Here is an 11,360-nt window from a genome sequence, read left to right on the forward strand (position 1 = left end):
AGATTATTTCTCCAACGCCTTAATGATGTCAGCAAATACTGCGTCTACATCTTGTAAACCATTAATTTCTTGATATAATCCGCTATTGCGATAGTAATCAATTAACGGTTTAGTAGATTCTTCGTACACAGCTAGACGTTTCTGTACTGTTTCAGGGTTATCATCAGCACGATTTTCTAGAACAGCTCGTTCGCTAATACGTTTAACCAATTCCTCGGAAGGAACGTTTAAGTTAAGTACAGCGTCCAAAGAAATTCCTAATTCTTTAAGGATTGCATCCAAGGATACAGCTTGCGCTGTAGTTCTTGGAAATCCATCAAGAATAAATCCAGATTTGCAGTCATCTTTCACCAAGCGATCACGTACGATACCAACAGTTACACTGTCTGGTACCAATTGACCAGCATCGATGTATTTCTTAGCCTCAACTCCAAGAGGTGTTTCGTTCTTAATCGCAGCGCGGAACATATCACCTGTTGAAATTTGGGGAATACCGTATTTTTCAATAAGTCGAGCTGCCTGAGTGCCTTTACCTGCACCAGGAGGTCCCATTAATAAAATATACATATCGTTTCCCTCCTATTTCACAAAGCCTTTATAGTGGCGTGTTACCATGAGCGACTCAATTTGTTGCATTGTATCAAGTGCTACACCTACAACGATAAGAAGAGCCGTACCACCAAAGTATACGCCTTGGACGCCGGTTATACTACCGAGGAAATTCGGTATAATAGCAACGACAGCTAAGAATACAGCGCCAGCCAAAGTGATCTTGGTCATCACGTTATCCACATAATCAGCAGTTGGTTTACCCGCACGAATACCTGGGATAAAACCACCGTATTTTTTCATATTATCTGCCATATCTGTAATGTTGATAGAGATTGCAGTATAGAAATACGTAAAGATAAAGATCAATATCGCATACAATGCCGTTTGTAACGGCGTCCCCCATGTAAATAAATCAGCAGCTTTATGAACAAATTCATTGTCAATAAATTGTGCAATTGTTACAGGGAACATCAACACAGATGACGCAAAGATAATTGGGATTACACCTGCCTGATTGACTTTCAACGGCAAGAATGTAGAGTGACCACCGTACATTTTACGCCCTACTACGCGTTTTGCGTATTGGATAGGAATGCGACGTTGGCCTTGTGTAACTGCCACTACGACAGCGATCATCGCAAGTGCAATTACAGCAAATAAGAATGCTTGGAACATGTTAATGGTTCCGTTTTGGATATATTGATAAATAGTTTCGAGACCATCTGGCAATCGAGCTACGATACCAGCAAAGATGATCAAGGAAATACCATTACCTATACCATATGCTGTGATTTGCTCACCAATCCACATCAACAAACATGTGCCTGCTGTGAGGATGATGGCCACAACGAATACGCTAAGGAAATCATTATTTACCAAAGCGTTGTTTGCTCTAAGAGCAAATGCCATACCAGCGGCTTGTACAAAGCCAAGGACTACGGTGCCATAACGAGTTACCTTCGCTATTTTCTTACGCCCGTCTTCACCATCTTTACTCCATGCTTCAAACTGAGGAACTACAGACTGAAGCAGTTGCATGATGATGGAAGCATTAATGTAAGGGGTAATACTCATCGCAAAGATAGAGAACTTACTTAGCGCACCACCAGCAAACAAGTCTAATAGACCAAATAGGTTACCGGATGTAAACAAGGATTCGATAACAGATGCATCTACACCTGGTACTGGGATGTGAATGCCGGCTCTAAACACAGCAAACATCATCAATGTGTACAAGATCTTGTTACGTAACTCAGTAATCTTAAAGATGTTCGAGAGGCTATCTAGCACCCTAGATCACCTCAACTTTTCCGCCTGCTGCTGTGATTTTTTCTTCAGCAGCTTTAGTGAAGCCATTAGCGATAACAGTCAAGTTTTTAGTTTCCAATGTACCGTTACCTAAAATACGAATACCATCGCGTACATTTTTCAAAATGCCAGCTTCAATAAGAGCTACTGGATCAACTGTTGCACCATCTTCAAAGCGATTTAATTGTGCTACGTTAACTTCAGCATATTGTTTAGCAAAAACGCTGTTGTTGAAACCGCGTTTTGGTAAACGACGATAAAGAGGCATTTGGCCGCCTTCAAAACCGGAGCGAACGCCACCGCCAGAACGGGAGTTTTGACCTTTTTGACCACGACCAGATGTTTTACCCAAGCCAGAACCTAAACCACGGCCTACACGAGTACGAGTTTTTTTAGAACCAGCTGCTGGTTGTAATTCATGAAGTTTCATTCAGTGCACCTCCTTATCAGTATTAAACTTCTTCAACTTTTACTAAATGTCTAACTTTATGAAGCATACCTTCGATTTGAGGTGTTACTTCTTTTACGACTTGAGAATTAGTTTTTTTCAAGCCCAAAGCTTTAACTGTCGCGCGTTGATCTTCAGGACGACCGATTAAGCTTCTTGTTAATGTTACTTTAACTTGTGCCATTTCTTGTCTCCTTATTACGCGTTATAGATTTCTTCAACGGTTTTACCACGAAGCTCTGCAACTTCGCTAGCGCGTTTCAAATCTTTCAAACCTTCGATTGTAGCGCGAACCATATTATTAGGGTTAGAAGAGCCCAAAGATTTAGTCAAGATGTTACGAACACCTACTAATTCCAATACGGCACGAACAGGGCCACCAGCGATAACGCCAGTACCTTCAGCAGCTGGTTTCAAGAATACGCGGCCTGCACCGAATACGCCTGTTACGCTGTGAGGGATTGTACCATTTTTAATAGCTACGTTTACAATATTTTTCTTAGCATCATCGATACCTTTGCGAATTGCTTCTGGTACTTCCGCTGCTTTACCTAAGCCAACGCCTACATAACCGTTGCCATCACCAACAACTACAAGAGCGCTGAAGGAAAAACGACGACCGCCTTTAACTACTTTGGCTACGCGGTTGATGAATACTACTCTTTCTTTAAGATCAAGACTGGTGTAGTCAATTCTCGCCATGTCTATAGTTCCTCCTTCTTAGAATTTTAAGCCTGCTTCACGAGCACCTTCTGCAAGGGCTGCTACGCGGCCGTGGTAAATGTAACCACCACGGTCAAACACTACAGTGTCAATGCCTTTAGCGATAGCTTTTTTAGCAACTGCTTCACCAACAGCTTTAGCAGCAGCTACGTTACCACCATAGGATAAGTTCAAATCTTTATCTAAAGAGCTAGCAGCAACCAAAGTTGTACCTGCTACGTCATCGATTACTTGTGCGTAAATGTTGCTCAAAGAACGGTAAACGTTCAAACGTGGGCAAGTTGCCGTACCAGAGATGTGACGGCGAATACGAAGATGACGTTTTGCTCGAGCGATATTTCTACTAGATTTACGAGGCAAGATATTCACTCCTTTCATTCATATAGATGATATTACTATTTACCTTTTGCACCAGCTTTACCAGCTTTGCGACGAACAACTTCGCCTTCATAGCGGATACCTTTACCTTTGTAAGGTTCAGGTTTTCTCCATTTACGGATATCAGCTGCTACTGCACCTACAACTTCTTTGTCTGCACCAGACACAACGATTTTGTTAGGAGCTGGAACGTCGATTGTAATACCAGCTGGAGCTTCCATTTCTACTGGATGAGAGAAGCCAAGTGTAAGAGCTAATTTATTGCCTTGTTTAGCCGCTCTGTAACCAACACCGTTGATTTCAAGAGTTTTTGTAAATCCTTCAGATACGCCTGTTACCATATTAGCAACAAGAGCGCGAGTCAAACCGTGAAGGGAACGATGGTTTTTATCGTCGGAAGGACGAGTTACTGTGATTGTGTTACCTTCTACAGTGATATTCATATCTGGATGCAAATCGCGAGATAATTCACCTTTAGGGCCTTTTACGTTCATATGATGGTTATCATATGTAACAGTAACGCCTGCAGGGATCTCGATAGGCATTCTACCGATACGTGACATTATTTCTACCTCCTATTGCTACTATTACCAAACGTATGCGATTACTTCGCCACCAAGACCTTCTTTACGAGCTTGTTTGTCGCTCATAACGCCTTTGGACGTAGAAATAACTGCGATACCCAAACCACCAAGTACACGAGGAAGTTCTTCCTTTTTCGCGTAAACACGTAAACCTGGTTTGGAAATACGTTTAATTCCTGTAATAACTTTCTCGTTATTGGAACCATATTTCAAAGTTACTTTTAAAGTGTTTTCTTCTTTTTCAACGTTCTTTACAAAGCCTTCTTGTAAAAGGATGTCAAGAACGGCTGCTTTCATTCTAGATGCAGGAATGTTTACCGTTTCATGAAGTGCAGCGTTTGCATTACGGATGCGCGTAAGCATATCCGCGATAGGATCGGTCATTACCATAATCTAAAAACCTCCTCTCGTCTAATATTACCAGCTGGCTTTTTTAACACCAGGAATTTGTCCTTTGTACGCCAATTCACGGAACGCAATACGGCTGATACCGAATTTACGCATATAGCCGTGAGGACGACCAGTTAAGTTGCAACGGTTGTGCAAGCGTGTTGGGGATGCATTTGCTGGTAATTTGGATAAGCCTTCATAATCACCTGCTGCTTTTAACGCTTCACGTTTAGCTGCATATTTTTCAACGATTTTAGCGCGTTTCTTTTCGCGTTCAATCATAGATTTTTTAGCCATCTATATGTTCCTCCTATTATTTTTCAAAAGGCATACCGAATTGAGTCAACAATTCACGAGCTTCTTCATCTGTCTTAGCACTTGTTACGATAATGATGTCCATACCAGTAACACGTTCTACCTGATCATATTCGATTTCAGGGAAGATGAGCTGTTCTTTAAGACCCAAAGCGTAGTTACCACGGCCATCGAATGCAGTAGCGCTGATACCGCGGAAGTCACGTACACGAGGTAATGCCGCATTGATCAATCTATCAAGGAATTCATACATGCGTTCGCCACGAAGAGTAACTTTTGTACCCAACGCCATGCCTTCACGAACTTTGAAGTTCGCAATGGATTTTTTAGCTTTTGTGATGACAGGTTTTTGACCAGCAATGATAGTCAAATCATTAACTGCTGCTTCCAATGCTTTTGCATTGCCCACTGCATCACCTACGCCGATGTTGATAACGATTTTTTCCAATTTAGGAATTTCCATTACATTGCCGTATTGGAATTTTTCTTGCATACTCTTTTTGATTTCAGAGTTGTATTGTTCAAACAAACGAGACATTTATGTAGCTCCTCCTTTCCTGATTATTTAAGTACTGTACCGGATTTAACAGTAGCGCGAACGAATTTACCGTCCTTGCCTTCTACCTTTTTGATACGAGTAGCTGTTTTAGTTTCTGGGTCAACAACCATTACGTTAGAAACATGAATGCCAGCTTCTTTAGTAACGATGCCGCCTTGTGGGTTAGCTTGGGAAGGTTTTGTGTGACGTTTTACAGTGTTAACGCCTTCAACAAATACGCGTTCTTTTTTAGGTTCAGTTGCGATAACTGTACCTTGCTTACCTTTATCTTTACCGGAGATAACAACAACTGTATCGCCTTTTTTGATTTGTAGCTTAGCCATATGCTGCGTTCCTCCTTCTTATAATACTTCTGGAGCCAAAGAAACGATTTTCATGAAATCTTTTTCACGAAGTTCTCTAGCTACAGATCCAAAGATACGAGTACCACGAGGGGTCTTGTCATCTTTAATAACTACTGCTGCGTTTTCATCGAAACGAATATAGGAACCGTCTTGACGGCGGATACCTTTTTTAGAACGAACAATAACAGCTTTAACTACGTCGCCTTTCTTGACAACGCCACCGGGTGATGCATCTTTTACAGAAGCAACGATTACGTCACCGATATTGCCGAATTTGCGATAAGAACCGCCCATGACTTGGATGCACATAATACGTTTAGCACCAGTGTTGTCGGCAACATTCAAAATTGTTTGTTGCTGGATCATCGTCTATTCCTCCTTACATCACTCTTATTTTTGTCTTTCAAGAATTTCAACAACTCTCCAACATTTATCTTTAGAAAGTGGACGAGTTTCTACAATTTTAACTGTATCGCCAATTTGACACTCATTATTTTCATCATGAGCTTTGAAGCGTTTTGTGCTAACCATTGGCTTGTTATATAATGCGTGAGGTACTTTACGTTCAACAGCAACAACAACAGTTTTGTCCATTTTGTCGCTAACAACTTTACCTACGCGGACTTTACGTACGTTTCTTTCTTCTGCCACGATTTTAAGCCTCCTTTTCAAACTTTAACAAATCTGTTATTATGCGTTTTCAGATTTAAGTTCAACTTCACGTTGTACAGTTTTAATACGAGCGATTGTCTTCTTAACTTCACGAATGCGCATAGGATTTTCTAATTGACCTGTTGCAAGCTGAAAACGGAGGTTAAATAACTCTTCCTTAAGACCGGAAACTTTTTGTTCCATTTCGGCAGCGCTCATATTGCGAATGTCATTAACCTTCATTTACGTCACCACCCAATTCTTTACCCTTAACAACAAATTTGCATTTGATTGGAAGTTTATGGCTTGCAAGACGCATAGCTTCACGAGCTGTAGCTTCTGGCACACCGTCCATTTCAAACATTACACGACCTGGTTTAACCACTGCTACCCAGTATTCAGGAGAACCTTTACCGGAACCCATACGAGTACCAGCTGGTTTAGCTGTGATTGGTTTGTCAGGGAAAATTTTAATCCATACTTTACCACCACGTTTGATATAACGAGTCATAGCAATACGGGCAGCTTCGATTTGACGGTTAGTGATCCAAGATGGTTCGCATGCTACCAAGCCGAACTCACCATGAGACACTGTATTACCGCGCATAGCACGACCTTTCATACGGCCGCGGAATTGCTTACGATGTTTTACGCGCTTTGGAATAAGCATTACTTGCCACCTTCTTCCTTCTTAGCAGGTGCTTGTTTTGCTTCTGGCAAAACTTCACCTTTGTAAATCCATACTTTAATGCCGATACAACCATATGTTGTATGAGCTTCAGCAGTACCGTAGTCGATGTCTGCACGAAGTGTATGCAAAGGAATAGAACCTTCACGATAGGATTCGCTACGAGCGATTTCAGCACCGCCAAGACGACCGCTTACCATGATTTTAATACCTTTTGCACCTAAGCGCATTGTACGACCTACAGCTTGTTTCATTGCACGGCGGAAGCCGATACGACGTTCCAATTGGCCCGCAATGTTTTCAGCAACTAATGTTGCATCCATGTCTGCTTGTTTAATTTCTGCAATGTTAACGTCCACTTGTTTATCAGTGAAACGAGTCATTGCTTTTTTGATATCTTCGATACCAGCACCACCACGACCGATAACCATACCTGGTTTCGCAGTGTGGATAGTCAATTTAATACGTTTATTTGTACGCTCGATTTCAATGCGGGAAATACCAGCAATGAAAAGGGTTTCTTTCAAGAAGTTACGAATTTTTACGTCTTCATGAAGATTAGCAGCGAAATCTTTATCTGCATACCATTTTGCGTCCCAATCTTTTACGATACCGACACGCAAACCGTGTGGATTAACTTTTTGACCCACTCTGTTTCCCTCCTTCTTAAGCTCTTTCTTTAACTACTACTGTTACGTGGCTAGTACGTTTCAAAATTTTGAAAGCTTGACCACGGGAACGAGGATGAATGCGTTTTAATGTAGGGCCTTGATCAACGAAGATCTCGGATACGTAAAGATTGTCAACATTCATATCGAAATTATGTTCAGCGTTTGCGATTGCAGAACGCATAACTTTTTCTACTACATCAGCGCCAACTTTCGGAGTGAACTTCAAGATGGCAAATGCTTCGCCGATGTTTTTACCGCGCACTAAATCTGCAACGATACGGATTTTACGAGGCGCGATTCGGATATGTCTAGCGATTGCTTTTGCTTCCATGTATTATTTCCTCCTATTTTTTGCCTGTAGATTTTTCGTCCTTACCATGACCTCTATAAGTACGTGTAGGAGCGAACTCACCTAATTTATGACCTACCATATCTTCTGTAATGAATACAGGTACATGTTTGCGACCATCATGCACAGCAATTGTGTGGCCTACAAAACTTGGGATAATAGTAGAGGCACGGGACCAGGTTTTTACAACTTTCTTTTCGTTAGTTTCGTTTAAAGCTTCAACTTTCTTAAGCAAATGATCTGCTACGAAAGGGCCTTTTTTAATAGATCTGGACACTATTTTATCTCCTTTCCTTTATCCTATTTTGTACGACGTTTAATAATTAAGCTGTTAGAAGCTTTTTTCTTGTCGCGAGTTTTAACACCATGTGCTGGTTTGCCCCAAGGTGTAACAGGATGTTTACGACCAACAGGAGATTTACCTTCACCACCACCATGTGGATGGTCACAAGGGTTCATTACAACACCACGGTTGCCAGGGCGAACACCCATCCAACGATGACGACCAGCTTTACCAATTACAAGGTTGCTGTGGTCAGCGTTACCAACAACACCAATTGTTGCACGGCACTCTTGACGAACACGACGCATTTCACCAGATGGTAAACGAAGAATAGCGTAGCCATTATCTTTACCCATCAATTGAGCAGATGTACCAGCGGAACGAACGATTTGACCACCTTTACCGATTTTCAATTCGATATTGTGGATTTGTGTACCGTCTGGAATATTAGCCAATGGTAAGCAGTTACCAGGTTTAATATCGGACTCAGGACCGGAGAATACAACGTCACCAACTTTTAGACCGTTAGGAGCTAAAATGTAGCGTTTTTCACCATCAGCGTAGTTAAGCAAAGCGATACGAGAAGAACGGTTAGGATCATACTCAATTGTTGCTACTTTAGCTGGAATATTATCTTTAGTACGTTTGAAGTCAATAATACGGTATTGACGTTTGTGACCGCCACCTTGGTGACGAACTGTCATTTTACCAGTATTGTTACGACCACCTTTTTGAGAAATCTTAGCGAGCAAGGATTTTTCTGGTTTGCTTGCTGTGATTTCGTCGAAGGCGGATACTGTCATAAACCGGCGACCAGCGGAGTACGGTTTAAATGATTTAATTGCCATTAGTGGGCCTCCTTACAACTAGACTCTTAGACACCTTCAAAGAATTCAATGGATTCGCCAGCTTTTAAGGTTACGATAGCTTTTTTATAATCGCTACGTTTACCTTGTGTACGACCCATGCGTTTAGTCTTACCTAAAACACGAATAGTAGCTACTTTTTCTACTTTTACATTGAAGATTTTTTCAACTGCTTGACGGATTTGCACTTTATTTGCAGTCAAAGGCACACGAAAAGTGTATTTGCCTTCTTCCATAAGCATAGTGGATTTTTCGGTAATAACCGGGCGGATTAGTACATCATGTAATTGCATTATCCGAGCACCTCCTCGATTTTTGCGACAGCGCCTTTAGTAATGAAGAGCTTATCGTAATGAAGAAGATCGAAAATGTTCATACCTTCGCAAGCCAAAGCTTTAACACCTTGGATATTACGAGCGGAACGTTCAACATTTACATCACCTTCAGTGATGAACAATACTTTTGCATCACCAACGTTGAAGCTGTTAATAATGTTCAACACTTCTTTTGTTTTAGGAGCTGCTAATGTGATTTCTTCCAAAACGTATAATTCGCTATTATTCACTTTATCGCTAAGAGCAGATTTAACTGCTAAACGTCTAGCCTTACGAGGCATAGCTTTGTAATAGCTGCGAGGTTGTGGACCAAATGTAGTACCACCACCGATCCAGATTGGGGAACGGCTGGAGCCTGCACGAGCACGGCCAGTACCTTTTTGTTTCCAAGGTTTGCGGCCACCGCCACGAACCATACCTCTAGTTTTTGTTGCATGTGTGCCGAGACGTTCGTTAGACAATTGACGAACTACGGCTTGATGCATTACGGCTTCGTTAACTTCAACGCCGAATACTGCATCGTTTAACTGTATTTCACCGACTTTAACGCCGGATTGATTATATGTTGCTACTGTAGGCATTACATAATCCTCCTTTCGACAAATGATTATTTAACAGGTTTAACCGTGTTGCGAACCATAACCAAGCTACCTTTAGCGCCTGGGATACCACCTTTAACCAATAAAAGGTTACGTTCAGCATCAACTTTCACAACGGATAAGCGTTGTACGGTAACTCTGTAACCACCCATTTGTCCAGGGAGTTTTTTACCTTTGTATACCTTACCGCCGCCACCGGAGATCATAGGACCGATGGAACCAGGTTCACGGTGAGATTTAGAACCATGAGTTTCAGGACCACGGGAGAAGTTATGGCGTTTAATTGTGCCAGCAAAACCCTTACCTTTACCTGTACCCACTACGTCCACCAATTCACCTTCTGCGAAGATATCAGCTGCCAGAGTTTGGCCTACTGTGTAGTCAGCTGCATTAGCTACGCGAACTTCGCGAAGATATTTCACTGGAGCTACGCCAGCTTTGTCGAACTGACCTTTTACAGGTTTTGTTAAATGTTTTTCTTTAATGGAACCGTAACCAATTTGTACTGCTTCGTAGCCGTCTGTTTCTACAGTCTTTACGCGCACTACAACGCTTGGGGTAGTTTCCACTACTGTTACAGGAACTAATTGGCCTTCAGCTGTGAAGACTTGTGTCATTCCTAATTTTTTACCCAAAATAGCTTTAGACATTATCGCACCTCCTTATAGTTTTATTTCAATAGATACACCAGCTGGTAAATCTAAACGAGTGATAGCATCTACTGTTTTCGAATTTGGTTCAAGAATATCGATTAAGCGTTTATGTGTACGCATTTCGAATTGTTCACGAGAATCTTTGTTTACGTGTACAGAACGAAGAATTGTGAAGATATTCTTTTCTGTTGGCAATGGAATCGGACCAGATACCATAGCGCCATTTCTTTTTGCAGTGTCTACGATCTTAGCAGCGCTTTGATCGAGAGCTTTGTGGTCGTATGCCTTAAGGCGAATACGGATTTTTTGCTGTTTAGCCATTATTAATAATTCCTCCTGTCGTCCATTTCGTGAATGGGCTGCTCCATAGAAATTCTCCTCCGCAGAGGCAACCTTCTACTTCATAGTTTAAAAACACAACACGAGAGCGGCATTATCTGCCGCTCTGAGTGCTGCATGTATTGTGCTCAACGCATTCTACGATGAGCATAAAAGGTTAAATTAACCTTCGATTTCTGTTACTACGCCAGCGCCTACTGTATGGCCACCTTCGCGGATCGCGAAGCGAAGACCTTCTTCGATAGCGATTGGAGTAATCAATTCGATTTCCATTGTTACGTTATCGCCAGGCATACACATTTCTACACCTTCAGGAAGGTTTACA

Annotated in this window: 24 protein-coding genes; all 24 read right to left on the minus strand. The window is 41.7% G+C overall.

Annotated elements, in window-relative coordinates; all coding sequences use genetic code 11:
• Positions 1 to 3 precede the first annotated feature (3 nt).
• Positions 4 to 567, minus strand: coding sequence for an adenylate kinase (locus E6X37_RS09530; protein WP_004695145.1), 564 nt, complete (start codon positions 565 to 567; stop codon positions 4 to 6).
• Between the two features lie 12 nt (positions 568 to 579).
• Positions 580 to 1,842, minus strand: coding sequence for a preprotein translocase subunit SecY (secY, locus tag E6X37_RS09535; RefSeq protein ID WP_004695143.1), 1,263 nt, complete (start codon positions 1,840 to 1,842; stop codon positions 580 to 582).
• Between the two features lies 1 nt (position 1,843).
• Entirely contained in the window at positions 1,844 to 2,290 is a 447-nt protein-coding gene (gene rplO, locus E6X37_RS09540) for a 50S ribosomal protein L15 (protein ID WP_004695141.1), read from the minus strand.
• A gap of 22 nt (positions 2,291 to 2,312) precedes the next feature.
• Positions 2,313 to 2,492 carry a 50S ribosomal protein L30 gene (rpmD, locus tag E6X37_RS09545; RefSeq protein ID WP_004695138.1) on the minus strand — a complete coding sequence of 60 codons (180 nt, stop codon included), beginning with the start codon at positions 2,490 to 2,492 and terminating at the stop codon, positions 2,313 to 2,315.
• 14 nt (positions 2,493 to 2,506) lie between these two features.
• Positions 2,507 to 3,010, minus strand: coding sequence for a 30S ribosomal protein S5 (rpsE, locus tag E6X37_RS09550; protein ID WP_004695136.1), 504 nt, complete (start codon positions 3,008 to 3,010; stop codon positions 2,507 to 2,509).
• Positions 3,011 to 3,028: 18 nt separating this feature from the next.
• The gene (gene rplR, locus E6X37_RS09555) at positions 3,029 to 3,409 is read right to left on the minus strand and encodes a 50S ribosomal protein L18 (RefSeq protein WP_005385510.1); all 381 of its coding nucleotides are present in this window, start codon (positions 3,407 to 3,409) and stop codon (positions 3,029 to 3,031) included.
• Positions 3,410 to 3,426: 17 nt separating this feature from the next.
• Positions 3,427 to 3,972, minus strand: a complete 546-nt coding sequence (rplF, locus tag E6X37_RS09560; RefSeq protein ID WP_004695131.1) for a 50S ribosomal protein L6 — start codon at positions 3,970 to 3,972, stop codon at positions 3,427 to 3,429.
• A 24-nt stretch (positions 3,973 to 3,996) separates the two neighbouring features.
• Positions 3,997 to 4,383 carry a 30S ribosomal protein S8 gene (rpsH, locus tag E6X37_RS09565; protein WP_004695128.1) on the minus strand — a complete coding sequence of 129 codons (387 nt, stop codon included), beginning with the start codon at positions 4,381 to 4,383 and terminating at the stop codon, positions 3,997 to 3,999.
• A 27-nt stretch (positions 4,384 to 4,410) separates the two neighbouring features.
• Positions 4,411 to 4,680 (minus strand): 30S ribosomal protein S14, encoded by a 270-nt coding sequence (gene rpsN / locus E6X37_RS09570; RefSeq protein WP_004695122.1) that lies wholly within the window; start codon positions 4,678 to 4,680, stop codon positions 4,411 to 4,413.
• 16 nt (positions 4,681 to 4,696) lie between these two features.
• Entirely contained in the window at positions 4,697 to 5,236 is a 540-nt protein-coding gene (rplE, locus tag E6X37_RS09575) for a 50S ribosomal protein L5 (protein WP_004695119.1), read from the minus strand.
• A gap of 23 nt (positions 5,237 to 5,259) precedes the next feature.
• Positions 5,260 to 5,580 carry a 50S ribosomal protein L24 gene (gene rplX, locus E6X37_RS09580; protein ID WP_004695118.1) on the minus strand — a complete coding sequence of 107 codons (321 nt, stop codon included), beginning with the start codon at positions 5,578 to 5,580 and terminating at the stop codon, positions 5,260 to 5,262.
• Positions 5,581 to 5,598: 18 nt separating this feature from the next.
• The gene (rplN, locus tag E6X37_RS09585; RefSeq protein ID WP_316689761.1) at positions 5,599 to 5,967 is read right to left on the minus strand and encodes a 50S ribosomal protein L14; all 369 of its coding nucleotides are present in this window, start codon (positions 5,965 to 5,967) and stop codon (positions 5,599 to 5,601) included.
• A gap of 24 nt (positions 5,968 to 5,991) precedes the next feature.
• Complete coding sequence (gene rpsQ, locus E6X37_RS09590) at positions 5,992 to 6,252, minus strand: 30S ribosomal protein S17 (protein ID WP_004695116.1); 261 nt, start codon at positions 6,250 to 6,252, stop codon at positions 5,992 to 5,994.
• 39 nt (positions 6,253 to 6,291) lie between these two features.
• Positions 6,292 to 6,495: a 50S ribosomal protein L29 gene (rpmC, locus tag E6X37_RS09595; protein WP_004695115.1), complete on the minus strand. Its 204-nt coding sequence runs from the start codon at positions 6,493 to 6,495 to the stop codon at positions 6,292 to 6,294.
• Positions 6,485 to 6,922 carry a 50S ribosomal protein L16 gene (gene rplP, locus E6X37_RS09600; protein WP_004695114.1) on the minus strand — a complete coding sequence of 146 codons (438 nt, stop codon included), beginning with the start codon at positions 6,920 to 6,922 and terminating at the stop codon, positions 6,485 to 6,487. The genes rpmC and rplP overlap by 11 nt, the downstream gene beginning before the upstream one ends.
• Entirely contained in the window at positions 6,922 to 7,590 is a 669-nt protein-coding gene (gene rpsC, locus E6X37_RS09605) for a 30S ribosomal protein S3 (RefSeq protein ID WP_004695113.1), read from the minus strand. The genes rplP and rpsC overlap by 1 nt, the downstream gene beginning before the upstream one ends.
• Positions 7,591 to 7,606: 16 nt before the next feature.
• A complete protein-coding gene (rplV, locus tag E6X37_RS09610) occupies positions 7,607 to 7,942 on the minus strand; it encodes a 50S ribosomal protein L22 (protein WP_004695112.1) in 336 nt (111 codons plus the stop codon).
• Positions 7,943 to 7,955: 13 nt separating this feature from the next.
• On the minus strand, positions 7,956 to 8,237 hold the full coding sequence (gene rpsS, locus E6X37_RS09615; RefSeq protein WP_004695110.1) for a 30S ribosomal protein S19: 282 nt from the start codon (positions 8,235 to 8,237) through the stop codon (positions 7,956 to 7,958).
• A 23-nt stretch (positions 8,238 to 8,260) separates the two neighbouring features.
• The gene (gene rplB / locus E6X37_RS09620; RefSeq protein WP_004695109.1) at positions 8,261 to 9,091 is read right to left on the minus strand and encodes a 50S ribosomal protein L2; all 831 of its coding nucleotides are present in this window, start codon (positions 9,089 to 9,091) and stop codon (positions 8,261 to 8,263) included.
• Between the two features lie 26 nt (positions 9,092 to 9,117).
• Positions 9,118 to 9,402, minus strand: coding sequence for a 50S ribosomal protein L23 (gene rplW / locus E6X37_RS09625; protein ID WP_004695108.1), 285 nt, complete (start codon positions 9,400 to 9,402; stop codon positions 9,118 to 9,120).
• The gene (rplD, locus tag E6X37_RS09630) at positions 9,402 to 10,025 is read right to left on the minus strand and encodes a 50S ribosomal protein L4 (RefSeq protein ID WP_004695105.1); all 624 of its coding nucleotides are present in this window, start codon (positions 10,023 to 10,025) and stop codon (positions 9,402 to 9,404) included. Before rplD ends, rplW begins: the two co-directional genes overlap by 1 nt.
• A gap of 26 nt (positions 10,026 to 10,051) precedes the next feature.
• Positions 10,052 to 10,693, minus strand: coding sequence for a 50S ribosomal protein L3 (gene rplC / locus E6X37_RS09635; protein WP_004695102.1), 642 nt, complete (start codon positions 10,691 to 10,693; stop codon positions 10,052 to 10,054).
• 12 nt (positions 10,694 to 10,705) lie between these two features.
• Positions 10,706 to 11,017 carry a 30S ribosomal protein S10 gene (rpsJ, locus tag E6X37_RS09640; RefSeq protein WP_004695100.1) on the minus strand — a complete coding sequence of 104 codons (312 nt, stop codon included), beginning with the start codon at positions 11,015 to 11,017 and terminating at the stop codon, positions 10,706 to 10,708.
• Between the two features lie 180 nt (positions 11,018 to 11,197).
• On the minus strand, positions 11,198 to 11,360 hold a 163-nt coding region (locus tag E6X37_RS09645; RefSeq protein WP_449190929.1), incomplete at its 5' end, for an EF-Tu C-terminal domain-related protein.

Origin of the sequence: Veillonella parvula (assembly GCF_032550495.1) — a bacterium.
Lineage (GTDB): Bacteria > Bacillota > Negativicutes > Veillonellales > Veillonellaceae > Veillonella > Veillonella parvula_G.